This window comes from Actinoplanes lobatus (genome assembly GCF_014205215.1).
In the GTDB taxonomy this organism is placed as follows: domain Bacteria; phylum Actinomycetota; class Actinomycetes; order Mycobacteriales; family Micromonosporaceae; genus Actinoplanes; species Actinoplanes lobatus.
Map to the genome: position 1 here is coordinate 5605549 of NZ_JACHNC010000001.1, position 22198 is coordinate 5627746.

Consider the following 22198-nt stretch of genomic DNA (forward strand, 5'->3'; position numbering starts at 1 on the left):
GATCACCGGCCCAGGTGCACGAAGGCCGCCCACCCGTGGTCGTCGTCGTCCTCGTCCAGCTCGCCCAGCATGGCGAGCTGGGCCAGCCGCAGCGCGTCCACCGGGGCGTGGCCGCCCACCGACAGGTGCTGGTGCATGTCGTACATCAGCCGCGCCGTGCCGTCGTCCGGCACCGGCCACAGCGAGCCGAAGACGGTGTGCGCGCCACCGGCCAGGAACGCGGTCGCCAGACTGACCGCCTCGTCGTGCAGCGAGCCGACCGCCCCGGTGGAACAGGCGGACAGCACCACCCGGTCCAGGTCGAGCCCGGCCGAGCGGGCCCGGGCGAGCAGCTCCAGCACCGGCAGGTCACCGTCGGCCAGGGCCAGGCGCGCCTCCGCCGGACGGTCCTGGTCGACGTGCCCGTGGCAGGCCAGGTGCAGCAGCGACGGGCCGCGGCCCGGCTTGGCGATCCAGTCGAGCACGTCGTCCCGGGTGGCCGTGTGCAGCAGCGTGCCGCCGGGATGGAAGTCGCGGTGCACGTCGCGCGCCTCCTCGGCGGCGTACCGCAGATCGCCGCGGGGGTCGCCGACGATCAGCGCCGACTCCGGGGACCGCAGCGGCATCCCGGCGGTGTCCCGGAACATCCGGGCCGAGACGCTGTACGAGACGACCAGCCGTTCGATCGCGTGGTGCCGGCCGGTGTCGTCGTCGTATCGGGCGGCGTGCCACGGCACCAGGGTCAGCGCGCCGGTCGGGATCAGCACCAGCCGGGCCGGCCGGTCCAGCCGCCACCGGCCGGTGAACGCGGTGAGCGGCTCCATGCACGCCGTCCACGCCCACCGGCAGACGTCGTCGAACGAGTCCCGGCCGTCGTCGTCCTCCGGCACCAGGTCCCGGCCGGACTCGATCCATCCACCGACGGCCCGCCCGGCGGCCAGATCCGGCAGCGGCAGCACGTGGACCGGGCCGGTCACCGGCACGATCACCGCCAGGCCGGGCCGGTCGTCGTCGGCCGCGACCAGGTAGACCAGCGCGTCCGCGCCGACCGCGGTCAGGGACCGCCGGATCCCGGCCGGATCCGGGGCGGCGAACAGGCCGGAGCCGGCGGTGAGGGCGTGCAGCGCGCGTACCCGCAGATTGTCGTCGGGTGAGTCACCGGCGCCGCTCGTCTCCCGCCAGGCGGTGGCGAGATCCGGGTGGCCGGCGGCGATCAGCCGCTCGGGCATCGAGCGGGACGCCGAGGCGGCGTGCAGGGCCAGGCCCCGGCCGGCGTCGAGGACGGCCACCAGGTCGTCGGCGGCGGCCGGATCGGCGGCGTCCTCGGCGCACCAGGCGACGACGGCCCGCACGTGACGGGCGGCGGCGGCCGCCGACTCCAGGGCACGGTCGGTGTCCGCCTGGATCAGCGCCTGCCAGGTGAGCGCGATCAGGGCGGACCGGCCCAGTTCCCGGCTGCGGGCCCGGTCCGGGCGGTCACCGAGACGCAGGCTCTGGCCGTGTGCCACGACCAGCTGCGGCCAGAGCGCGTGGTGCGGGCCGCCGGCGAGCGCGCACGCGGCGGCGTAGTGGGCGGCCGCCCGAGCGGCCGCGCCACCGGACGGGTCGCGGCGGGCCAGCTCCCGTTCGGCGGAGCCCGCGGTCTGGTACGCCGGGATCTTGAGCATCGCGTAGTCGTCCGGGATGTGGCCGAGCAACCCGCCCACCTCGGCGGCGAGCCGGCGCAGAGCCGCCGTGTCGTCCGCGGACGCCGCGGTGTACACCGCTCTGGCCAGCGTGTAGACGCGGGTGGCGGCCGCGACCGGGCTGTCGGCGGGATCCCCGGTCACAGTGCCACCGAGGATGCCGCGCAGCAGGTCGGTCGCGGGATTTCCGGTGGGCAGCGCCTCTCCGGCCGCGTACAGGACGGCGGCGGCCTCCAGTTCGTCACCCTCCTCGGCCAGCCGGAGCGCCTCGCGGCGGGCGGTGAAGACCGTGGCGAGGGCCCGCAGGGCCGGGTCGGACGCGTCCTGGAACTCGGTGAGGACGTTCTCGAAGGCGGCGAGATCGCCCTCCTGCAGGGCACGGCCGCCGCGCGCGAGGGCGAGCATGTCGGCGAAGTCGGCGCGGTTCCTCTCCGGATAGCGGTCGTCACCGGTGAGGTTGGCGAGGATGCCGACGCCCCGATCGAGGTCGCCGGGAGTGCCGGCGATCTGGTCGAGGAGCGCCTGGGCGGCGTCGAGCTCGGCACGCAGGTGCGGGTCGGGCAGCTCCACGTCGCGGTACCGGGCGAGCAGGTCCCGGACCCGGGTGAAGTCGTGGGCGCGGCCCTCCGGCTCGGCGGTGCCGATCTCCACCATGGCCAAGGTTCCGGCCAGCAGCGCCTGGTCGCCCAGGGCGGCGTCGCCGGGGGCGTCGAGCACGACGTATCCGAGATCGACGTAGCCGTGGAACTCGTCGCGTCCGAGCTCCTTGCGGCCGTACCGGATGAACGCGGCCCGTAGCTGCTCGCGGGCGATCTCGCAGCGCAGCTGATCGTCGGGGTCGCGCCGCAGAGCCTCGGCGAACCGGTCGAGCGCCACGGCGAGACCGTCCCGCTGCCCGCCGGAGAACGCCCGCACCAGGTGGGCCCGGCCGGACAGGTGCCAGGCCGCGCCGTTGTCGAGGGTCCGGGTCGCGATGTCCGCGAGATGCACGGCCCGTGCCATGTCGGCCCGGTCGCGGGTGCGCTCGGCCAAGAAGGTGACGAGGGTGCCGCAGAAGAAGGCGGCGACCGGGTCCTCCGGCGTGCGGTCGAGGACGTGCTGCCAGAGGCCGATGGCCCGGCCGGCGTCGTCGAAGCGGGCGCGGTCGCGGTTCCACCGCTCGTGGAGGGCGATCGCGAGCAGCCGTTGCGCCTCACCGCCGGTGTCCGCCGCCAGGGCGGGCCGTCCCCGGCTGATCACCGTGTCGAGCTCGGGGCCGGACACGGTCTCGCCGTCCGTGACCCGCTGCCACCAGTCGCGCAGGGCGGCCAGGGCGGTGTTCGCGTCGTTCTCCGGCATCCGTGTCCCTCTCGCGCCGCGTCGTCGGACGCCGGGTACTGACGGACCGGAAACGCGTCAGGGGTGCGGATCGGGTGAATGCGGGCGTTCGGACAGCCCGTGCCGGGTCTCGGCCGGGTGAACCGGTCCGGCGCTCCCGGGCGGTACCGGCGGCAGCGTGAAGGTGAACCGGGAGCCGCCACCGGGGTCGTCGGCCGCGCTGATCACGCCACCGTGCCGGTGGACGATCCGCTGGCAGATGCTCAGCCCGAGGCCGGTGCCGGCGAACGAGGAGCCGGTGTGCGCCCGGTGGAAATTGCCGAAGATCGCCTCGTGCTGGCCGGCCGGGATGCCGACGCCGTTGTCGGCCACCGTCACCGCGATCCGGTCGTCCTGCTCGGCCGACGTGACGGTGACGGCCGGCACGACGTCCCCGGCCGTGTACTTGATCGCGTTGCCGATCAGGTTGTCCAGCAGCTGCCGGATCAGGGGCGGGTCCCCGTACACCTGATGTGGGGTGTTGATCGTGAAGCGTGGCACCAGGCCGCCGGCGGCGATCGCGGCATCGACCCGCGCCGAGGCGATGTCGGTGACCAGACGTTCCAGGTCGAGCGCGACCGGCCGTACGGTGGCGTCCCGGGCCGTGGTGTAGGCGAGCAGATCATCGATCAGGGCCCGCATCCGGGCGCCGGCCCGCTGCGCGCGCAGCAGGCTGCTCTCCGCCTCGCTCACCATCGGGTGCGGCGGCACGTCCTGGAGCGCGTCGGCGGCCGCCTCGGTCCAGGCGCGCATGGCCATCAGCGGGTTCTGGAGATCGTGGGCGACCACCCCGGCGAACGCGGTGAGCTCGTCACGGTGCCGCCGTTCGGCGGTCGCGTCGTGCAGCACCACGACGGCGAGCGGAGCGCCCTGCCCGTCGAACAGGCGGGTGCCGGTGGCGGTGACGATCTTGCCCTCCGGCACCTCCGGGTTGCGCAGCAGCATCTCGACCCAGGCCCGTTCCTCGCCGGCCAGCACACGCGCGTTCACCGTCTCGTGGTCGGCCATCGGCCGGCCGTCGAGGTGGTACAGCCCGTAGAAGGAGGTGCTAGCGACCCGGTCGGTCGGGCTGATCCGGCCACCCAGCAGCCGGACCAGGGCCGCGTTGCGCAGCACCACCCGGCCGTCGGCCTCGACCACCGTGACGCCGTCGGTCATCGAGTCGATGATCGCGCCCAGCAGTTGGCCGTGCCGCTGGGCCTGGTCCTTCTGCCGGGCCAGGTCGGCCTTGTCGCCGGTGAGCTGCCGCAGCAGCGCCTGCCGTTCGTCCCGGCCCAGTGCCAGGACCAGGCCGACCACCGCGACCATGCTGACGAACAGCTGTGCGACGAATGCCCGTGGGGCGTGCCCGGCGATGCCGGCGAACGGCCCGGGCCCGGCGAGGGTGAACGTCACGGCCACGGCGCCCGCCACCAGGCCGTGCGCGGCCACGAAGGTGGTCGGCATCCGCAGCCCGGCCCAGATCGTGATCGCGATCAGGGTGAAGGCCACCGGCAGGCCGTTCAGGACGACGAACGTGAACCAGTACGCCAGCACGGAGCCGGCGATCAGGGCCCCGCACTCCGCGCCGCGCCACCACGGGACGGCCCGCCACCACGTCGCCCGGACCGTCAGACGGCGCAACCGCAGCCCCACCGGCACGATCAGCAGCACACCGGCGGCGTTGCGGATCAGCCACACCGCGCCGCTGGACGCCGAGACGTCCCCGTTGATCAGCCACATCCCCACGGTGCCCACGACAGCGCCCAGGGCGGTGCCGGCGATCGTGACGGCCAGCAGGATCCACAGGTCACGGGGGCGGGCGAGATCCAGTTGACGGTCCGCGCGCCACTGCGCCGGCTGCCATCGGCGCAGCAACCACAGGGTGAGCGCGACCTGGCAGAGATTGGCGACCACGACGACCACCACGAAACGGCCACTCGCGCCGGTGGACAGGTTGACCACCACCGTGACCGCGACCAGCGCGGCGACGTCCACCGCGAGAGTGCGCGAGTGCCGTTGCGCGCAGAGCCACAGCACCATCACCCCGGCCGCGGGCCACACCATGCTCAGATTGGTGTCGTCCATGACGGTCAGCCGGCCGGCGACCGTGGCCACGGCGTACGCCAGCGCGAACAGGCCGGTCCGGAGCAGAGACATGCCGCACCCCCCCTTCGGCACGGTCGCCGGGGACACTGAACCCCGTTACCAGATTGGCCCCGGAAGGCGGCGCGCGTTGTGACTTCGGCCGCTGTCACAGGATCCTGTAAGGCGGGCTCGGTAGTTTCGCGGCCATGACCGTCACCGATGCGCCGCCCGGGAAACGCCCGAGCCGCGGCCGGACCGTCCTGTCCGTGGCGATCTGGCTGCTTCTGACGCCCGGTGCCCTCTGGCTGGTGGGCCGGGCCCTCGGGCTCGAACGCGGTCCACTGATCACGCTGTTCGCCGCCACGCCGTACGTCGCCGCCGCGACCCTGATCCCGCTGCTCGCCGCGCTCGCCGCCAAACGGTGGCGGGCCGCCGCGGTGGCCGGGCTGGTCGCCGCCGGAATGGGCGCGTGCGTGCTGCCCCGCGCCGTGCCGGACTTCGACAAAGGCCCGTCCGAGGGAGTCGCGCTGCGGGTGCTCACCCTCAACACCCTGTACGGCGAGGCCGACCCGGCGCAGGTCGTCCAACTGGTTCGCGACAACGACGTGGCAGTGCTCGCCGTACAGGAGTTCACCCCCGACGGCGAGGCGGCCCTGAACGCGGCCGGCATCGGCGAACTGCTGCCCTACCAGCAGCTTTCCCCGGCGTACGATGCGGGCGGCTCCGGCCTCTACTCCCGCCACCCGATGCTCACCAAGGCGACCCGCCGCAACGACGGTGGCTTCCAGCAGGCGTACGCCACGATCCAGCCACCCGGCGCCGCCGCCGTGCACGTCGAATCGGTGCATCCGCTGGCGCCGGTCGGCCCCGAGATGTACCCCCGTTGGAGGGCTGACCTGCGGGAACAGCCGCACGCCGGGACCGGCGGCCCGCCGCCCATCCTGCTCGGCGACTTCAACGCCACCCTCGACCACGCCGAACTGCGCGACCTGATCGACACCGGCTACCGCGATGCGGCCGACGCCGTAGGGGCGGGCCTGACCACCACCTGGCCGTCCTTCGACGGATCCCGCGGGCTGGTGACCATCGACCACGTGCTCGCCGACGAACGCATCGGGGTGCGCGACGTCTCGGTGCACACCGTGCGCGGCTCCGATCACCGCGCGGTCCTCGCCTCCCTCACCCTTCCGGCCGGTTAGATATCCGGTACGGGCGACGGTCGTCCCGTCCTTTTCAGGGCCGTTCCGCCCGGCTACGCGATCTCGCTGCCACTCCCGCCTGTGCCGCCCCGCCGGGCTGAGATCGGTGGCCCGGCGGGCCGGCCCGCCGCCCCGGCCCCGCTCCTCTGGCGCCTCTCGTGTCCCGCGCTCTCGTGTCCCGCGCTCTCGTGTCCCGCGCTCTCGTGTCCCGCGCTCTCGTGTCCCGCGCTTCCGTGCCTCGCGCTCTCTGACCCCGCGATCTTGAACGCGTTCTCACCGCCGAGGGTGGCTGATCACCCACGATCGCGCCCGGCGCGCGGCTGTCAGCCGCTACCCTCTAGCGATTCTCGCGCTTTGCTCGATCGTGGACGTTTTCTCACCGTTGGGGGTGGCTGGTCGTCCAAGATCGTGCCTGGCGGTGGTGGTGTCGGCCGTTAACCTCCCGCGCTTCGCGCTCTTTTCGCGATCGTGGACGTTTTCTCACCGTTGGGGGTGGCTGGTCGTCCAAGAACGCGTCGGGCGGTGGTGGTGTCGGCCGTTAACCTCCCGCGCTTCGCGCTCTTTTCGCGATCGTGGACGTTTTCTCACCGCTGAGGGTGGCTGGTCGTCCAAGATCGTGCCTGGCGGGGATGGCGTCTGCCGCTACGCTTCCGCGCCTTTCTGTCTTCCATGCCATCCCCCGCGATCTTGGGCGCTTTTCGACCGCTCGGAAGATCATCGATCTACTGCACACCTCTTCGCGCTCATCGCCACAGTCACGGTGAGTGACTTTCGGCGGGGTTTCCCATGGCGCGACCGGCATCAAGCGCCACCACCCGCCTGGCGCGACCGGCGCGACGGCCGGGACCAGGCAACCTCCGTGCCTGGCGAGCACTACGGCGACCACTGATCGGCGTGACCGATGGCAGGAGCAGGGGCGGGTGTTCGCGGGCGGGCTGGCGGCGGGGCGGGTGTTCGCGGGCGGGGCCGGCGGCGGGGCGGGTGTTCGCGGGCGGGGCCGGCGGCAGAGGGCTGGGGCAAGGCGGAGGCCGGCCTGCCAGCGATCTCAGCCCGGCGGGGCGGCACGGGCGGGAGTGGGCAGTTGGATCGCGTGGCAGGGCGGGACTGTCCTGATAAGGACGGGACGGGCGTTACACGTACCGAAAGTTAGGGTTTGGGGCTGTCTGTGGCGGTTTTTGCTTGGCGGTCGTCGCCTGTGGCCCGGTCGACGTCGGCGGCGAAGCGTTCCTCGTCGAAGTCCTCCAAGCGCTCCAGGCCCTGCTGGAGTGCGTCGCGGAAGAAGCTGGAGGCGGCCACCTGTTTCAGGTCGATGGCGCCGTCACGTAGCTGTTCGCCCATTTCGCGCAGCACCGGGTCGCTGGTGCCGGCCAGGGTTTCGAAGAGGAAACGGTTGCCGGCGCGCTCGTCGAGGAGGATGTCGCGGTAGCCGGCGTCGGCGACCTTCTGGAGCATGTCGCGCAGGTGCGGAGGGTATTCGTCGAACGAGCCCATCGGGTCTCCTTCCGAGGTCAGCGGGGTCAGGGTCGCGGGCTGGGTCATCGGGGGCCGAGATCAGCGAGGGCCGAGGTCAGCGGGGCGGGGTCAGCGGGGCGGGGTCAGCGAGGGCCGAGATCAGCGGGGGCCGAGGTCAGCAAGGGCGGGGTCAGCGGGGGCGGGGTCGGCGGGGGTGGGGTCAGCGGGGCAGTGTGGGGGCCGGGGGGGAGTGGGGCGGAGCCGAAGTCGCTGACGTCGAGTATGCCGAAGTCGCCGGCGCTGGCGTCGACGGCGCTGACGGCGGCATTCACCCGGGAGACCATGTCCGCGATGATCTTGATCATGGTGTAGACCTCCTTGCACACCCGGTAGACCTTGGTCACCGTGAACGCGCCGAGCAGCAGGGCGATCGGCACGCCGGCGCCGCTCGCGGTGAGGGCTCCGGTCGCGGCGGCACCGGCGGCGGCGGCCACCGCGGCGTCGGTGATGTCGGACAGGATGTTGCCGATGGTCCCGCTCATGTCGTAGCAGCCCTCGGCCGCGTCGTCGTACTCCTTGCCGATTTTGAGCAGGGCGGTGGCGGTCCGCAGCAGCGACTTGCGGACCTCGTGCAGGTTGGCGACCGCGGCGTCGGCCGCGTTGCCCTCCCAACTGCCGCGGATGCCCAGGATCGCGCGTCCCAGGTTGGAGTGCAGGTCGACGATCGCGTTCGACAGGTTGACCATCGTGACGCCGGTCGCCTTCATGCCGGCCCAGTCGCCCAGCACCGGCTTCAGGACCACCTCGGCGATGTCGTACTGCCGGTCGCAGACGCCGAGTTTCATGCCGAGCCAGGTGACCGACCAGATGGCGTCGCGCAGCAGCGACGTCGGGCTGGACAGGTCGGTCCAGCTCGGCTGGTACGGCATCCGCTGGTTGAAGTTCGGCAGCCCGGCCAGGCGGGCGCCCGGGTCGGCGGCGTCACTGAACGACGGCGCGGGCCGGTAGTAGTCGAACGCGATCGGCACGTCACCGTCGGCGGCGGCCGTCACGTTCGCACCCGGCAGGGCGCTGTCGATGCTCGCGGCGGCGGCCTGATCGGTCGCTCGGTAGTGCCGGGCGGCCATGTCGATCGCCTCGGCCAGGCCCGGCATCGTCCGGCCGGCGAGGGTGTCCAGATAGGAGCCGATGCTGCTCTCGACGTGGTCGTCGGAGCGCTGGATGAGGTTGATGACGCCCTCACCGAGGAAGTCGATGCCGGCGTTGCCCTCCCAGTAGGAGCGCATCGACGACGCGTCCTCACTGCCGCGTTCCAGCAGTTTCCTCAGCGACTCCATGGCCGCGAGATCGACGTCGAACCGCACGGAGTCCCCACCCCCTCGGACGAAGGGCAGAGGCTAGCACTTCAGCGGGTCCCCGGGCCGCCCCGTGCCACAATGGCACCCGTGTGGGAGACCCGCGTGCTGCGCTCCAGGTACAACAGCACGGTCCACGCCATCGTGGCGGCGGCCTTCGCGGCGGGAGCGATCACGACGGTGGCGATCGTCGCCACACAGGACTGGGAGGCGCCCGGCCGGCTGGTGCTCGCCGCCGTCGCGCTGCTGTTCGGTGCGGTCTCGTTCCGGCTGAGCCGGCTGCGGGTGGTGCTGCACGCGGATCATGTGGAGCTGGTCAATCCACTGCGGACCCACCGCATCCCGTGGCGGGAGATCGACGCGGTCGAGGCGTTCGTGTTCGCCGGCTGGCGGGTGCGGGTGTGGAGCGGGGGCCGGGCCCGGGTCGCGTTCGGGCTCTCGCAGTACAGCAAGTACACGCCGGCCCGCCCCGGCGACGACGTCGACGAACACGCCCCGAAGTGGCTCAGCCAGGGCTATCACGAGCTGCGTGACACCTGGCAGGAGCGGCGCCGGGTGTCCGGCTGACGCGACTCGTCGGTTCCCTGCCTTGTCCGTACCGGGGAGGGGTTTGAAAAAAGTGATATCACATTGCTATTGTTGAGCCATCGAACACGGGAGGAGCCCCACATGACCGAACACCTCGACCTGCCGGCCCCGCAGGTCCGCGAGCGCGCCGCCCGGGACGTCTCGGGCTGGCCTTTCATGATCACCGCCCTGGTGGTGGTGGTCCTCAGCATCGTGGTCTTCTTCATCGTCGTCCCGCGGGACGACGCGGTGGCCGGGATCGTCGGTGGCCTCTGCGTCCTGCTCCTGCTCGGCGCCCTGATCACCCTGGTCGGTCTCACTCCGGTCGCGCCCGGTGAGGCCCGCGTCCTGCAACTGCTCGGGCGGTACACCGGAACGGTGCGCGACGACGGGCTCCGCTGGGTCAACCCGCTCACCGCCCGGCACAAGATCTCCACCCGGATCCGCAACCACGAGACCGACGTCCTCAAGGTCAACGACGCCGATGGCAACCCGATCGAGATCGCCGCCGTCGTCGTCTGGCAGGTGGAGGACACCGCCCGCGCCGTCTTCGAGGTCGACGACTTCATCGAGTTCGTCGCCATCCAGACCGAGACCGCGGTGCGGCACATCGCCAACAGCTACTCCTACGACTCCCACGACACCGACCGGATGTCGCTGCGCGACAACGCCGACGAGATCACCGCGCGGCTGTCCGAGGAGATCGGGGTACGGGTGGCGGCCGCCGGAGTGACGATCGTCGAGTCCCGGCTGACCCGCCTCGCCTACTCGCCCGAGATCGCCCACGCCATGCTCCGCCGGCAGCAGGCGAACGCCATCGTCGCCGCCCGGACCCGGATCGTCGAGGGCGCCGTGGGCATGGTGGAGATGGCCCTGCTCCGCCTCGCCGAGCACGACGTCGTCGACCTCGACGAGGAGCGCAAGGCCGCCATGGTCAGCAACCTGCTGGTGGTCCTGTGCGGCGACCGGGACGCGCAGCCCGTGGTCAACGCGGGAACGCTCTACTCCTGATCGGATGGCCACCGAACGCAAGAAGCTGCTGTTGCGGCTCGATCCCGCGGTGCACGACGCGCTCGCCCGCTGGGCCGGGGACGAGCTGCGCAGCACCAATGCGCAGATCGAGTACCTGCTGCGCAAGGCCCTCGCCGACGCCGGCCGCCTTCCCGGTGGCGTCGGCCGGATGCGGGGGCCCGGCCGGCCTTCCGCCACACCTGAACCGTCCGAGCCGGAAGAGGAGTGACATGGCAGTTCCCGGAAGTCTTCCCCTGCGCGTCTACCTGCTGGCCCACGATCCCGCCAAGGGCCGGGTCCGGTTCACCACCCAGCTCGGCGCCATGCTGCGCGCCGCGGCCCTCGCCGACCTGTACGGCAGCGGCCACCTGACCGACGAGAAGGGCCGCGCCGTCGTCTCCGGAAGGCATCGCCCCTGCGGCGACCCCTTCCTGGAGTCGGTCCGCGCCGAGATCGCCGCCGCCAAGCCGCGCAAGTGGCAGCACTGGGTCGGCCGCAACCAGGGCGCAGCCACCAGGGCGGTCCGGCAGCAGCTCGGCGACGGTGGCTGGGCCCGCCTCCGGCCGTACCGGATTCTCGGGTTGTTCCCGGCGACCAGGGTGACCATCCGTGATCCCCGGGTCCGCAAGGAGCTGCTCGGCCGGGTCAACAACGCCGTGAAGAAACCGATGGGCCGCGTCGACGCGGCCGACGCCGCACTGGTGGCCGTGATCGCGGCGGGCGACCTGGGCCTGGTCCTCGACCGCCGGACACGGCGTACCCACAAGCGGCGGATCCACGAGCTGACCGAGATCAGCGGGCCGGTCGCGCCCGCCCTGAAGAAGTCGATCGAGGCCGCCAACAGCGGCGGTTGACCTCATGCATGGACCACTGGCGATTTCACGGATGTGTGGCGAACTTATTACACAAAGGATGCAGAGACCCCCCTGAACTTCCCCTGGAGGTCTCATGCGCCGTCTTCTCGTCCTCGTCACCGCCGTGGTGGCCGCGCTCGCACTGAGCCCGGCCCTGCCCGCGGCCGCCGCCCCGGGCACGCCGGTGGTCTTCGTGCACGGCTACACCGGCAGCGCGTCCAACTGGACCACCGCGATGTCGCTGTTCCGTGCCGGCGGCTACTCGAGCAGTGAACTGTTCGCGTACGAGTACAACTCCTACGGCAACAACATCACCAACGCCCAGGGCCTGGCCACCTACGTCAGCCAGGTCCGGGCCCGCACCGGCGCATCGAAGGTCGACATCGTGAACCACTCGATGGGTGGCCTGGTCAGCATGTGGTACGTCAAGCAGCTGGGTGGCGCCCAGTACGTCCGGAAGCTCGCGTCGATCGCCGGCGCCAACCACGGCACCACCTACGCCAGCGCCTGCCTGATCTACGTCACCTGTCAGCAGATGTATCCCGGCTCGTCGTTCATCAACACGCTCAGCTCCGGCGACGAGACCCCGGGCAGCACCACCTACGGGACCTGGTACTCCCCGTGTGACGGCGTCATCATCCCCTACACCAGCACCATCCTGAGCGGCGCCACCAACAACTACGTGGCCTGCCAGACCCACATCGGGTTCCTGACCGACACCATCACCCTCACCCAGATCAGGTCCTTCCTGAACTGATCGACGACGCACGGCCCCGGCTATGCTGGGGCCGTGCATCTTTCCTCATGCCTGAGCTGGTGGCGCTCCTCCTAGGAGCGGCACCTCTCAGTCATGAAGCGGGCCGTTCGGACGAACGGCCCTTTTTCGTGTCCCGGAAACGAGGGCCGGTCGTCCTCGGCAGCTGCGACGACCCCCACCGAGGAGACACCCATGGACACCATCACCGACCCCACTCGCTACCGGATCCTGACCGGCGACCGGCCCACCGGGCGCCTGCACCTGGGCCACTACTTCGGCACCCTCCAGAACCGGGTCCGCCTGCAGAACCTCGGCGTGGAGCTGTACGTCGTCATCGCCGACTACCAGGTCCTGACCGACCGGGACGTGGCCGACGACCTCACCGGGCACGTCGAGGAACTCGTGCTCGATCATCTGGCCGCCGGCGTCGACCCGGCCCGCGCCACGATCTTCACGCACAGCGCCGTCCCCGCCCTCAACCAGCTGCTGCTGCCCTTCCTGAGCCTCGTCTCCGTCGCCGAACTCAACCGCAACCCCACGGTCAAGGACGAGATCGCCCACTCCCGGCAGTCCGCGGTCAGCGGGCTGATGTTCACCTACCCCGTGCACCAGGCCGCCGACATCCTCTTCTGCAAAGCCAACCTGGTGCCGGTCGGCCAGGACCAGCTGCCGCACCTGGAACTCACCCGGACCATCGCCCGCCGCTTCAACGACCGGTACGGCGCCGGCATCTTCCCCGAACCCGAGGCCCTGCTGTCGAAGGCGCCGCTGCTGCTCGGCACGGACGGCACCAAGATGAGCAAGAGCCGCGGCAACGCCATCACACTGGCCGCCGGCGCCGACGAGACCGCCCGGCTGATCAAGCGGGCCAAGACCGACACCGAGCGGCACATCACGTACGACCCGGAGGGCCGCCCCGAGGTGTCGTCGCTGCTCCTGCTGGCCGCCCTCTGCCTGGACCGCACTCCCGCGCAGGTCGCCGACGGCATCGGTGCGGCGGGCTCCGCGGCGCTGAAGAAGGTGGTCACCGAGGCGGTCAACGAGTACCTGGCTCCGATCCGGGCCCGCCGTGCCGAGTACGCCCGTGACCGCGCCCACCTTCGTACGGTCCTGCGGGAGGGCAACGAGCGGGCCCGGGCGGTGGCCGACACCACCCTCGCCGAGGTGCGCGCCGCCATGAACTGCCACTACTGACCGGCGATCGTCGAGGTCCGGCGCCGGCTGGTGAGTGCGACCGCCGCGGCTGTCACCGCCAGCAGCGCCGCGCCGGTCAGGAAGCCGGGGCCCGGGCCGCGGGACTCGGCGATGATGCCGGCCAACGCGGCGCCGGCCGAACTGCCCGCGTTGGTGGCGACGTTCACCCAGGTGCCGGCCTCGGCGGCCGCGCCGTCGCCGGCCAGGTCGTCGGCGGCCAGATAGGCGACCACGTAGACCGGGGCCAGCGCCGTCCCGGTCGCACACAGCACCAGACCGAGCGTGACCAGGCCGGGCGCCACCGAGGCGGCGGTCAGACCGGCCGCCAGGACCCCGGCCAGCGCCGCGAGCTGTCGCAGATGGTGGCGGCCGGGTTCCCGGCGGGCCCACAGCAGGCCACCGGCGACGCTGCCCACGGCGAGGGCCGCCTCCAGCAGGCCGGCGGCGCCGGGACGGCCGTGGTTCTGGGCGGTGGCGGCGATGCAGGTGTACGCCACACTCGTCCCGGCGCCGACCCCCAGGATCGCGGCGAGCAGCCCGCGCACCCCGGGTGACCGCAGCGGGCCCGGATCGAACAGCCGTCCCGGGGCCGCGGGGTCCCGGTGCCGGGCCGGCGGCGCTGTGGCCATGCCGAGAGTGCCGGTGAGCAGCAGGAACGCGGTGAGCAGCAGCGCCCGGTGGGCCGGGCCCGCCGCCACGAGCAGACCGGCGATGAGCGGCCCGACCAGGTACAGCGTCTCCTCGACGACGGCGTCCAGCCCGTACGCCCGCGGTTTGAGGGAGGTGCCCGCGGTGAGCCGGCGCCAGCTCGCCCGCATCGACGGGCCGAGAGGCGGCGCGGCGAAGCCGGCCAGAGTGATCAATGCGACCAGTACGGCCGGCTCGCGTGCCACGGAGGCGACGGCCAGGGCGACGGCGCACACCAGCGCGAGCGGCGGCAGGACGGCGTGCTGGCCGTGCCGCTCGGCGAGGCGGGTCTTGACGGGCAGGGTGATCGCGGTGATGCCGAAACCGGCGGCCGCGAGACCGGCGACGGCATACGAGCCGGTGGCCTGCTGGACGGTGAACAGGATGGCGAGCGGGAGGATGCCGTAGGCCAGCCGCCCGCCGATCGCGGGCACGAAGGTGCGCAGCGCGAACGGCAGGCCGAGAACGGCACGGTAACCTCCCACGCCGACGGCGTGGGGCATGAGGGAGACTCCTCGAACGAAGCGACAGGAACCGGGGGAGTGGCCCGTTCCTACGGCGGCGTCGAGGTCATGCCGCGATCTTAACCCTCCTATTCGCTGCGCAGGTTTCCGGGGCGGGTGAGGCGCCACAGGATCGGCAGGCCGGCGGCGGTCGTGCCCAGGACCACCACGGCGGCGATGCCGGAGGTGGCGGTGATGCCGAACCAGTCGACGGTCAGCGGTGCGCCGACGGCCGTCATCAGGACGCCGGCCAGCACGCTGCCGACGGCCACGGCCAAAACCATGCCCAGTACGACGGGAACGGCCACCTGAAAGAGCACCGAACCGCCGAGCGTGCGCCGGCGGGTGCCGAAGGCGACCAGGACGGCCAGCACCCGGCGGCGTTCGCGCAGCTGTTCGACCACGTTGACGACCATGCTGGCGCCGATCAGGACGAGCAGGACGATCGCACCGGCGAGCAGGGCGTCCCGCATCCCGGCCAGCGCCGCGCGAACCGAGTCGTTGCCGTACGAGTACAGGTACGCCTGAAGGTCCAGCCGGGCCGCGCTGTTACGCAGATGCTCCATGGCCTGCGGCACACCGGGGTCGAGGGCCACGTAGAAGTTGGTGTCGTCCGGCTGGACGGCGACCCCGGCCAACGCACCCGGGGTGATCAGCAGCGTCTCGCCGGAGGTGGGCTCCGCCTCGGCCCGCGACACTGCCCGGGTGCCGGCCGGCGACGTCCAGGACGTGTCACCCAGCCGGTACGTCGTCCCGGCGGCCGCCCCGTCCAGCCCGAACACGTCGCCGTCGCGGCACTCGCCCACCTCGGCCAGCTGGCTCAGCAGGGCGCAGTCACCGATCCGCAGCGTGGCCCCGTCGAGGCGGACGATCCGCAGTGGCCGCCACTCCTGGACACCCGGAGTGGCGTCGAGCGCCGCCGTCCAGCTGCGGTCGGGCAGGCTGCTGCCGGGCAGGATGGCGATGCCGTATCGAACCGGTGCGCTTGCCGAACCCCGGGTGTAGAGGGACTCGATGCCGGTCACGATGCCCTGCATGGCGATCACCCCGGCCACCGAGACGGCGATGCCGGAGACGGCGCGGATCGCGGTGCCGCTGTCGAACTGGAGGCGGCGCACGGCCAGTTGCCACGCCGGGGACCCGCCGGCGCCGAGCCGCCCCACGACCGCCTCGACCTGCCACGGCAGCAGCAGCGCGATGCCGGTCAGCAGCGCGGCCATCCCGGCGACGACCTGGATCTCGTAGCCGGCCGAGTGCTCGTCGATGCCCCGGTAGAGCGGCCACAGCAGGACCACGCCGGCGGTCGGCAGGAGCAGCCGCCACCACAGGCGGCGGCGGACCGGGATGCTCATCCGGGTCACGCCGAGCGGCTCGACCACGACCCGGCGCATCGCCGACAGTGTCACCGCGACGGCCACGACCGGCACCGCGATCACGATCAGGACCACCAGCGACGGCACCGGGCGCAGGTCGGCCAGGTAGAAGGAGAGCGCGCCGGTGCCCCACCGGTGGGCCAGCAGGATCTCGCCCACCCACAGGGCGGCGCCGATCAGCAGGCCCAGCACGGCGCCGGCCAGGGTCTCCCCGGCGGCGATCCGGCGGGTCGTCGCGGCGTCGGCGCCGACCAGCCGCAGCGCCGCCAGCCGGCGGTCGCGGGCCTCGTCACCGAACCGGACGGCGGCGGCCATGAACACCATCACCGGGATCAGCAGCACCACCATGCCGACCAGGGTCAACAGCACGAAGATCGGGACCGGGTCGCGCACGATCGCGCCCGGGGTGCCGAACTCGCGGATCCGGCCGTCGTGCTCCGCGGACAGCGTGTCGGTGCCCATGTAGAAGAAGAGCTCGGCCGGACCGGACAGGCCCTCCGCACCGATCACCCCGGCCACCTCGGCGTCCCAGCGGTCACGCAGCAGACCGTTCGCCGGATCGTCCAGCAGCCGGGCGAGCGCGGGGGAGACCACCATCCGGCCGGGACCGGGGACCGACGACACCCCGGGCGGCACGGGCGGGTGCGAACCCTCCGGCTGCAACAGCTCGCCACTGATCGCCCAGCCCTCGAAGCGGGTGTTGAAATGGCTGGTCAGCATGGTGTCGTCGGCGCGTGGCAGGTCCTGGTAGCCGTCGATGGCGCGAGCGTCGGTGCGCGCGTTGCTCGCGGCCATGGCGGCCGGCACGGTGGCCGCGCCGAGCAGCACCGCCACCCCCAGACCGACCCCGACCGCGATCAGGCCGAGACGGAACCAACCGGCCCGGCCTCCGGCGACACTCATCCGGACGCCGAGAGCGAGCTCGAAGAACCAGTTGCGGACCCTCACCGCGCCGGCTCCTGCTCACGAACCCGGCCGTCGCGCACGACGGCCTCGCGGTCGGAGTAGGCGGCCACCCGCGGCTCGTGCGTGACCAGCACGACGGCGGCCCCGGTGTCCCGGGCCGCCGCGATGAACAGCTTCATCACCAGCTCGCCGTTGAGCGAGTCCAGCGCGCCGGTCGGCTCGTCCGCGAAGATCACCGAGGGCTCGGTGACCAGCGCCCGGGCCACCGCGACCCGCTGGCCCTGACCGCCGGACACCTGGCCGGGACGTTTCCCGGCCAGGTCGGCGACCTCCAGCCGGTCCAGCCATGTGGCCGCCCGCCGCTGTGCCTCCCGCCGGCCGGCGCCGCCCAGCCGCAGGGGCAGAGCCACGTTCTCCAGGCAGGTCAGCTCCGGCACCAGCTGCCCGAACTGGAACACGAAGCCGAACTCGCCGCGCCGCAGCGTGCTGCGCTCCGCGTCGGACATTCGAGCCAGGTCGCGGTCGCCGTAGCGGATGCTGCCCGAGCCGGGCGTCAGGATGCCGGCGAGGCAGTGCAGCAGCGTCGACTTGCCGGAGCCGGACGGGCCCATCAGGGCGAGGACCTCACCGGCGTACACATGCAGCGAAGCACCGCGCAAAGCGGTGGTCTCACCGAAGCTCAGGTGGACGTCGTCGGCGGTGAGCAACGGCATGTCTCTCCCCACGGTGGTGGTCACGGGCGGACCCGGGCGGCGAGCCGGTCCAGCCGGGCCGCGGTCAGCTCCAGCCAGCGCAGATCGGCCTCCAGGTGGAACAGGGCGTGGTCGCAGATCAGCTCGTCGGCCAGATCGCCCTCGTTCTTGCGCCGGGTGAGCACCCGCATCAGCCGCAGGTGCTCGGCGCGCTGAGCATCCAGCACCTCGGTGGCGTCGCGGCCGGTCATCAGGGCCAGCACGACCTTCGTGTAGAGGGTGCTCTGGAGGTACGGCTCGGGCTTCTCGGGCCGGGAGATCCACTCGGCGACGTCGGTGATCCCGGCGTGGGTGATCGCATACTTCTTGCGCTCCGGTCCGTCGCCCGGCTCGGACTCCACCTCGACGAGGCCGTTCTTCAGCAGGCGCGCCATCGTCGAATAGACCTGGCCGTAGTGCAGCGCCCGGTCCCGGCCGAACGCCTCGTCATAGGAGCGTTTCAGGTCGTAACCGTGGCGTGGGCCGTTCTCCAGGAGCCCCAGCAGGGCGAAACCGACTGACATGCCGGCCACTATACACACGATGTATAAACCTGGTGCATAGCTTGCGGCCATGTGTTCTACTGTCGGCCATGAAACGGCGGATGGGTCTGATCCTGAGCGTGGCGCTCCTGGTCGTGGGCGTCGGCGGCCTGGCCGTCCACCGGTGGTGGGAGCGAGCGCCGTTCGGGCCGAGGGCGATGGGCGCCCAGGCCACGCTGCGGCTCGTCGACCAGGCGACCGCGAACGCCGCCCTCGCCCCGGTCAACGCGCAGTTCGCCAACGACGAAGGCGACCAGATCCTCCTGGGCCGGGTCTCCTGGAAACGACCACCCTCGGCGCGGGACGGCAGCTCCCTGCGGATTGTGCTGCTGGACAAGCGCCGCCATCTGCTGCCCGGCTTCATCGCCGTGACCTCGGCGAACCCTGACCAGGTCAGCAGCGGGACGGACGGGGCGGTGGACACCGCCGAGCGGCGTTACCGCTGGCTGAAGGGCGCGGGCGCCCAGGAGATCGACGGGTCCTTCTGGACCTCTGGCGTTGTCGTCAACGTGTCCTCGCTGGACGCGTCGCCGGTGACGTTCCAGACCGTGCTCCGTGCCGGAAACCCGGAGACGCCAGCCGAGTCGATGATCGCCACGGCGCCGGTGGCCGTAAAGGACATGCTGGTCGCCCTGATCTGTGTGGGGCCCGAAGGGCAGGTCTACTGGGCGCAGCGCCTGCTGAACTGAGCCGGTCACCCGGACCACGACCAGGGCGGGGATTGGGATAGTGTCGCGATACATCTGCGGGTGAGGCGGCGCGACGACCATGGGACTACACGGAGGCCGGCGCGGGTTCGGCGGCGGCGAGGGCGGCCGGATGCGCCGGGGGATGGTGCCCGACCTGGTGCTCACCGCGCTGCTCGACGGTCCCGCCCACGGTTACGAGCTGATGGACCGGCTGGAGCGGTTCAGTGGCGGCAGCTGGCGGCCCAGCCCCGGCTCGATCTACCCGCTGTTGCAGATGTTCCAGGACACCGGGCTCGTCAGCAGCAGCGAGACCGACGGCCGCAAGGTCTTCGACCTGACCGGCGAAGGCCGGGAACGGGCGGCGGAGCGGCGGGTCGACGCGTTCGGGGCCGGCTTCCCGAGCGATCCGCAGGAGCACTCCCAGCTCCGGACCGAAATGCACCAGTTGCGGGCCGCCGCCCAGCAGGTGTCCGCCATCGCCTCCCCGGAAGCCGTCGACCAGGCCGTGGCCATCGTGAAGAACGCCCGCCAGGCCCTCTACCGCCTGCTGGCGGAGCAGTGACGCGATCGTGGACGCCGGTCGCCCCTCATTGTCCGCGTGCGGAGCCGTGACGCGATCGTGGACGTCGTCGTGGTGGGGGCCGGGGTCGCCGGGCTGTCCTGCGCGCGGGCGCTGACTGACGGCGGCGCCCGGGTCCGTGTCGTCGAGCGGAGCCGCGTGGTCGGCGGCCGGCTGGCCAGTAGGCGCTACGACGACCGGTATGTGGACATCGGCGCCGCCTATCTGGTCGCCGACGACCCGGACTTCACCGCGCAGGTCGACGCGTGGCGGACCCGTGGCCTCGCCCGGCCGTGGACCGACACCCTCAGCGTCTACCCCGGCGGGGAGCGGACCACCGGGCCGGTGCGGTGGGCGGCGCCCGGCGGACTGCGCTCGCTCGCCACCGATCTGGCCACGGGCCTCGATGTGCGGTTGTCGACCGATCTGGACACGATCCCGGCGGACGCGGACATTGCCGTACTGGCCATGCCCGGCCCGCAGGCGCTGCGCCTGTCACCGCCACCGGCGGTCGCCGCCGCCGCGCGGGCACAGATCTGGAAGCCGGTGATCGCGGCCGTCCTCACCTACCCGGCCCGGGAGTGGGGCGACCTGCGTGGCGCTTTCGTCAACGACCACCCGTTGCTCGCCACCGTCTGTGACGACGGCGACCGGCGTGGCGACGGCGCGCCCGTCCTGGTGGCACATTCGACGGCCGCGCTGGCCGCCCGGTACCAGGACGATCCGGGCAGCGCGGGCCCGATCCTCGCCGGCGCGGTCGGCGAGTTGCTCGGCCTCGCCGCCCGGCCCTCGACACACGTACACCGCTGGCCCTGTGCCCAGCCGGAGGCCGTTGACGCCCCGTACGCCGTCGACGGCCGCGTCTGGCTCTGCGGCGACGCCTTCGGCCGCCCCCGGGTCCAGACCGCCTGGCTCTCCGGCCGCGCCGTGGCCCGAGCCCTCCTCGCCTGACCGATCCCGCCCGCTTCGGTGGCATAGCGTGATCAACATCAGTGGTGAGGACTTTCCGGTACGAGTGAGCCCGCCCCGTCATCTCAGGGCCGTCCCGCCCTGCCCCGCGAGCGTCTGCCCACGCACGCCTCTGCCGCGCCCGCCGGGCTGAGGTCGGTGGCCGGGCAGGCCGTCCCCGCCGGTGTGCCCCGCGCCTGCCGCCGGTCGCCGCGTGCGTTCCGGCCGGCTTCGTGTCACCTGTTTGCGCCGGTCGCGGCGTGCGTTCCGGCCGGCCCGTGTCGCCTGCCTGCCGTTGATCGCCGCGTGCGTTCCGGCCCGGCTGTCTGCTGCCGATCGCGGCAGGCCGCCGGCGCGGGGCGTGTCAGCCGGCTCTTCTCGGTAGGCGCCTGAGGTGCTGGGCCGCCGGCGCGGGGCGTGTCAGCCGGCTCTTCTCGGTAGGCGCCTGAGGTGCTGGGCCGCCGGCGCGGGGCGTGTCAGCCGGCTCCTCTCAGTAGGCGCCTGAGGCGCTGGGCCGCCGAGTGGATCGGGTTGCGGCGGGGCCGATGTGGCAGCACCGGGGCGTGGGGCAGCGCCGAGCCGACGTCGCGCCGTGCGATCTCGATGCTCAGCACCACCGCTGACATGTCCATGAAAGCCTCCCTCATCGATCCCGTTACCGTTCACGTTAACGGTAACGGACCCGATTGGCACGCACGTTTCTCGATCCGTGGTGGCGGGATACGATGCGGTCACCGTGGAAGACGACAGCCGGGGCGTTTCGCCCGAGACCAGCCGACGAGTGACCCTGCGTGACGTGGCCCGGATCGCCGGGGTGTCGCACCAGACCGTGTCGCGGGCGATCAACGGCAAGGGCGAGATCGACCCCGAGACCCGCCGCCGGGTGCTCGAGGTGGTCCAGCAATTGCGGTACCGACCGTCGCGTCATGCCCGTGGACTGGTCCGGCCGGACACGACCACCATCGGGCTGATCGTCGCCGACGTGGTGAACCCGTACTTCCCCGAGCTGATCGCCGGGGTGATCAGCGCCGCCGAGCAGCGCGGCTGGAAGGTGCTGATCAGCACGACGCAGGACGACCCGGGCCGCGAGCCGGAGCTGCTGCGCTCGCTCGCCGGGCAGGTCGACGCCCTGATCGGCTACCTGTTCCAGCCGGAGGACGTGATCGCCGGCGCGGTGGAGGGCCTGCCGCTGGTGGTCATCAACCGGCCCGCCCGGCATCCGGCGTTCAGCGCCGTCGAGGTGGACGTGCGCGCCGGGGTGGAGGCGGCGATGGAGCACCTGATCGCCCGGGGGCACCGCCGGATCGGCATGATCGACTGCCCGTCCGCCGCCGACCCGTCCCGGCGGGACGTTCTTCTGGCCGCGGCAGCCGCGCACGGCGTCCCGATCGCCGCGGACGCGATCGTCGAGGTCGAGCAGTCCCAGGCCGGCGGGGAGGCCGGTCTCGCCCGGCTGCGCGAGGTCCGCCCCGACGTCACGGCGGTGATGGCCTTCAACGACATGGTCGCGATGGGCGCGCACCGCACCGCGCGCCGCCTCGGCCTGAGCATGCCCGGTGACATCGCGCTGATCGGCTTCGACGGTCTCAGCTTCGGCGAGCTGCTCGAACCGCCGTTGACCACGGTCGGCATCGACAAGCGGGGGTTGGGCGAACTGGCCGTGGCCCAGGTCGAACGGCTCCTGGCCGGCGACACTCCGCCCACCGTGGTGGCCCCGACCCGGTTGCTGATCCGCGGCTCGGCCTGATTCGCCCCGGGAGGCGCGGCCGCCGCGGAGGCCGATC

20 protein-coding genes are annotated in these 22198 nt (G+C 72.3%); 11 read left to right on the forward strand and 9 right to left on the reverse strand.

What is annotated here, in order from left to right:
* Positions 1 to 2 precede the first annotated feature (2 nt).
* Together BJ964_RS25670 and BJ964_RS25675 are read right to left on the reverse strand one after the other, a co-directional pair.
* Positions 3 to 3002 (reverse strand): CHAT domain-containing protein, encoded by a 3000-nt coding sequence (locus BJ964_RS25670; RefSeq protein ID WP_188123064.1) that lies wholly within the window; start codon positions 3000 to 3002, stop codon positions 3 to 5.
* 57 nt (positions 3003 to 3059) lie between these two features.
* Positions 3060 to 5159, reverse strand: a complete 2100-nt coding sequence (locus BJ964_RS25675; RefSeq protein WP_188123065.1) for an ATP-binding protein — start codon at positions 5157 to 5159, stop codon at positions 3060 to 3062.
* 134 nt (positions 5160 to 5293) lie between these two features.
* Here BJ964_RS25675 and BJ964_RS25680 point away from each other — a divergent pair, with 134 nt between their 5' ends.
* A complete protein-coding gene (locus BJ964_RS25680) occupies positions 5294 to 6286 on the forward strand; it encodes an endonuclease/exonuclease/phosphatase family protein (protein WP_188123066.1) in 993 nt (330 codons plus the stop codon).
* Between the two features lie 1146 nt (positions 6287 to 7432).
* Here the strand turns inward: BJ964_RS25680 and BJ964_RS25685 are convergent.
* Both BJ964_RS25685 and BJ964_RS25690 read right to left on the reverse strand, forming a co-directional pair.
* Complete coding sequence (locus BJ964_RS25685; RefSeq protein WP_188123067.1) at positions 7433 to 7777, reverse strand: hypothetical protein; 345 nt, start codon at positions 7775 to 7777, stop codon at positions 7433 to 7435.
* Positions 7778 to 7881: 104 nt separating this feature from the next.
* Positions 7882 to 9102 carry a WXG100 family type VII secretion target gene (locus BJ964_RS25690; protein ID WP_188123068.1) on the reverse strand — a complete coding sequence of 407 codons (1221 nt, stop codon included), beginning with the start codon at positions 9100 to 9102 and terminating at the stop codon, positions 7882 to 7884.
* Between the two features lie 81 nt (positions 9103 to 9183).
* Between BJ964_RS25690 and BJ964_RS25695 the strand changes: the two genes are divergently transcribed.
* From BJ964_RS25695 to trpS, 6 genes are all read left to right on the forward strand, one after another.
* Complete coding sequence (locus BJ964_RS25695; RefSeq protein ID WP_188123069.1) at positions 9184 to 9660, forward strand: PH domain-containing protein; 477 nt, start codon at positions 9184 to 9186, stop codon at positions 9658 to 9660.
* Between the two features lie 102 nt (positions 9661 to 9762).
* Positions 9763 to 10671, forward strand: a complete 909-nt coding sequence (locus BJ964_RS25700; protein WP_188123070.1) for an SPFH domain-containing protein — start codon at positions 9763 to 9765, stop codon at positions 10669 to 10671.
* A gap of 4 nt (positions 10672 to 10675) precedes the next feature.
* Positions 10676 to 10900 (forward strand): hypothetical protein, encoded by a 225-nt coding sequence (locus BJ964_RS25705; protein ID WP_188123071.1) that lies wholly within the window; start codon positions 10676 to 10678, stop codon positions 10898 to 10900.
* Position 10901: 1 nt separating this feature from the next.
* Positions 10902 to 11525, forward strand: a complete 624-nt coding sequence (locus BJ964_RS25710; protein WP_188123072.1) for a GOLPH3/VPS74 family protein — start codon at positions 10902 to 10904, stop codon at positions 11523 to 11525.
* A gap of 94 nt (positions 11526 to 11619) precedes the next feature.
* On the forward strand, positions 11620 to 12282 hold the full coding sequence (locus BJ964_RS25715) for an esterase/lipase family protein (RefSeq protein ID WP_188123073.1): 663 nt from the start codon (positions 11620 to 11622) through the stop codon (positions 12280 to 12282).
* Between the two features lie 192 nt (positions 12283 to 12474).
* The gene (trpS, locus tag BJ964_RS25720; protein WP_203832725.1) at positions 12475 to 13476 is read left to right on the forward strand and encodes a tryptophan--tRNA ligase; all 1002 of its coding nucleotides are present in this window, start codon (positions 12475 to 12477) and stop codon (positions 13474 to 13476) included.
* Here trpS and BJ964_RS25725 read toward each other — a convergent pair.
* The 4 genes from BJ964_RS25725 to BJ964_RS25740 all read right to left on the reverse strand — a co-directional run bounded on the left by BJ964_RS25725 (position 13470) and on the right by BJ964_RS25740 (position 18200).
* Positions 13470 to 14666, reverse strand: coding sequence for an MFS transporter (locus BJ964_RS25725; RefSeq protein WP_188123075.1), 1197 nt, complete (start codon positions 14664 to 14666; stop codon positions 13470 to 13472). The genes trpS and BJ964_RS25725 overlap by 7 nt on opposite strands.
* An 89-nt stretch (positions 14667 to 14755) precedes the next feature.
* Positions 14756 to 16987 carry an FtsX-like permease family protein gene (locus tag BJ964_RS25730; RefSeq protein ID WP_188123076.1) on the reverse strand — a complete coding sequence of 744 codons (2232 nt, stop codon included), beginning with the start codon at positions 16985 to 16987 and terminating at the stop codon, positions 14756 to 14758.
* Positions 16984 to 17658 carry an ABC transporter ATP-binding protein gene (locus BJ964_RS25735; protein WP_188123077.1) on the reverse strand — a complete coding sequence of 225 codons (675 nt, stop codon included), beginning with the start codon at positions 17656 to 17658 and terminating at the stop codon, positions 16984 to 16986. Before BJ964_RS25735 ends, BJ964_RS25730 begins: the two co-directional genes overlap by 4 nt.
* A gap of 20 nt (positions 17659 to 17678) precedes the next feature.
* Positions 17679 to 18200, reverse strand: a complete 522-nt coding sequence (locus tag BJ964_RS25740) for a PadR family transcriptional regulator (RefSeq protein WP_188123078.1) — start codon at positions 18198 to 18200, stop codon at positions 17679 to 17681.
* Positions 18201 to 18268: 68 nt separating this feature from the next.
* On the opposite strand from BJ964_RS25740, the gene BJ964_RS25745 reads away from it, so the two are divergent.
* From BJ964_RS25745 to BJ964_RS25755, 3 genes are all read left to right on the forward strand, one after another.
* Positions 18269 to 18907, forward strand: coding sequence for a hypothetical protein (locus BJ964_RS25745; RefSeq protein ID WP_188123079.1), 639 nt, complete (start codon positions 18269 to 18271; stop codon positions 18905 to 18907).
* 79 nt (positions 18908 to 18986) lie between these two features.
* Positions 18987 to 19469, forward strand: coding sequence for a PadR family transcriptional regulator (locus BJ964_RS25750; RefSeq protein WP_188123080.1), 483 nt, complete (start codon positions 18987 to 18989; stop codon positions 19467 to 19469).
* A 36-nt stretch (positions 19470 to 19505) separates the two neighbouring features.
* Positions 19506 to 20417 (forward strand): NAD(P)/FAD-dependent oxidoreductase, encoded by a 912-nt coding sequence (locus tag BJ964_RS25755; RefSeq protein WP_229807220.1) that lies wholly within the window; start codon positions 19506 to 19508, stop codon positions 20415 to 20417.
* Between the two features lie 473 nt (positions 20418 to 20890).
* On the opposite strand, the gene BJ964_RS25760 is transcribed toward BJ964_RS25755, so the two are convergent.
* Positions 20891 to 21046, reverse strand: a complete 156-nt coding sequence (locus BJ964_RS25760) for a hypothetical protein (RefSeq protein ID WP_188123081.1) — start codon at positions 21044 to 21046, stop codon at positions 20891 to 20893.
* Between the two features lie 104 nt (positions 21047 to 21150).
* On the opposite strand from BJ964_RS25760, the gene BJ964_RS25765 reads away from it, so the two are divergent.
* Positions 21151 to 22161 carry a LacI family DNA-binding transcriptional regulator gene (locus tag BJ964_RS25765; protein WP_188123082.1) on the forward strand — a complete coding sequence of 337 codons (1011 nt, stop codon included), beginning with the start codon at positions 21151 to 21153 and terminating at the stop codon, positions 22159 to 22161.
* Positions 22162 to 22198 lie beyond the last annotated feature (37 nt).

Excerpts from the sequence above, each read along its gene's own strand:
- BJ964_RS25750 (WP_188123080.1), top strand. The coding sequence starts at position 18,987 with ATGGGACTACACGGAGGCCGGCGCGGGTTCGGCGGCGGCGAGGGCGGC.
- BJ964_RS25670 (WP_188123064.1), bottom strand. The coding sequence starts at position 3,002 with ATGCCGGAGAACGACGCGAACACCGCCCTGGCCGCCCTGCGCGACTGG.
- BJ964_RS25680 (WP_188123066.1), top strand. The coding sequence starts at position 5,294 with ATGACCGTCACCGATGCGCCGCCCGGGAAACGCCCGAGCCGCGGCCGG.
- BJ964_RS25685 (WP_188123067.1), bottom strand. The coding sequence starts at position 7,777 with ATGGGCTCGTTCGACGAATACCCTCCGCACCTGCGCGACATGCTCCAG.
- BJ964_RS25760 (WP_188123081.1), bottom strand. The coding sequence starts at position 21,046 with ATGGACATGTCAGCGGTGGTGCTGAGCATCGAGATCGCACGGCGCGAC.
- BJ964_RS25705 (WP_188123071.1), top strand. The coding sequence starts at position 10,676 with ATGGCCACCGAACGCAAGAAGCTGCTGTTGCGGCTCGATCCCGCGGTG.
- BJ964_RS25735 (WP_188123077.1), bottom strand. The coding sequence starts at position 17,658 with ATGCCGTTGCTCACCGCCGACGACGTCCACCTGAGCTTCGGTGAGACC.
- BJ964_RS25740 (WP_188123078.1), bottom strand. The coding sequence starts at position 18,200 with ATGTCAGTCGGTTTCGCCCTGCTGGGGCTCCTGGAGAACGGCCCACGC.
- BJ964_RS25710 (WP_188123072.1), top strand. The coding sequence starts at position 10,902 with ATGGCAGTTCCCGGAAGTCTTCCCCTGCGCGTCTACCTGCTGGCCCAC.
- BJ964_RS25700 (WP_188123070.1), top strand. The coding sequence starts at position 9,763 with ATGACCGAACACCTCGACCTGCCGGCCCCGCAGGTCCGCGAGCGCGCC.
- trpS (WP_203832725.1), top strand. The coding sequence starts at position 12,475 with ATGGACACCATCACCGACCCCACTCGCTACCGGATCCTGACCGGCGAC.
- BJ964_RS25715 (WP_188123073.1), top strand. The coding sequence starts at position 11,620 with ATGCGCCGTCTTCTCGTCCTCGTCACCGCCGTGGTGGCCGCGCTCGCA.
- BJ964_RS25725 (WP_188123075.1), bottom strand. The coding sequence starts at position 14,666 with ATGCCCCACGCCGTCGGCGTGGGAGGTTACCGTGCCGTTCTCGGCCTG.
- BJ964_RS25675 (WP_188123065.1), bottom strand. The coding sequence starts at position 5,159 with ATGTCTCTGCTCCGGACCGGCCTGTTCGCGCTGGCGTACGCCGTGGCC.
- BJ964_RS25745 (WP_188123079.1), top strand. The coding sequence starts at position 18,269 with ATGAAACGGCGGATGGGTCTGATCCTGAGCGTGGCGCTCCTGGTCGTG.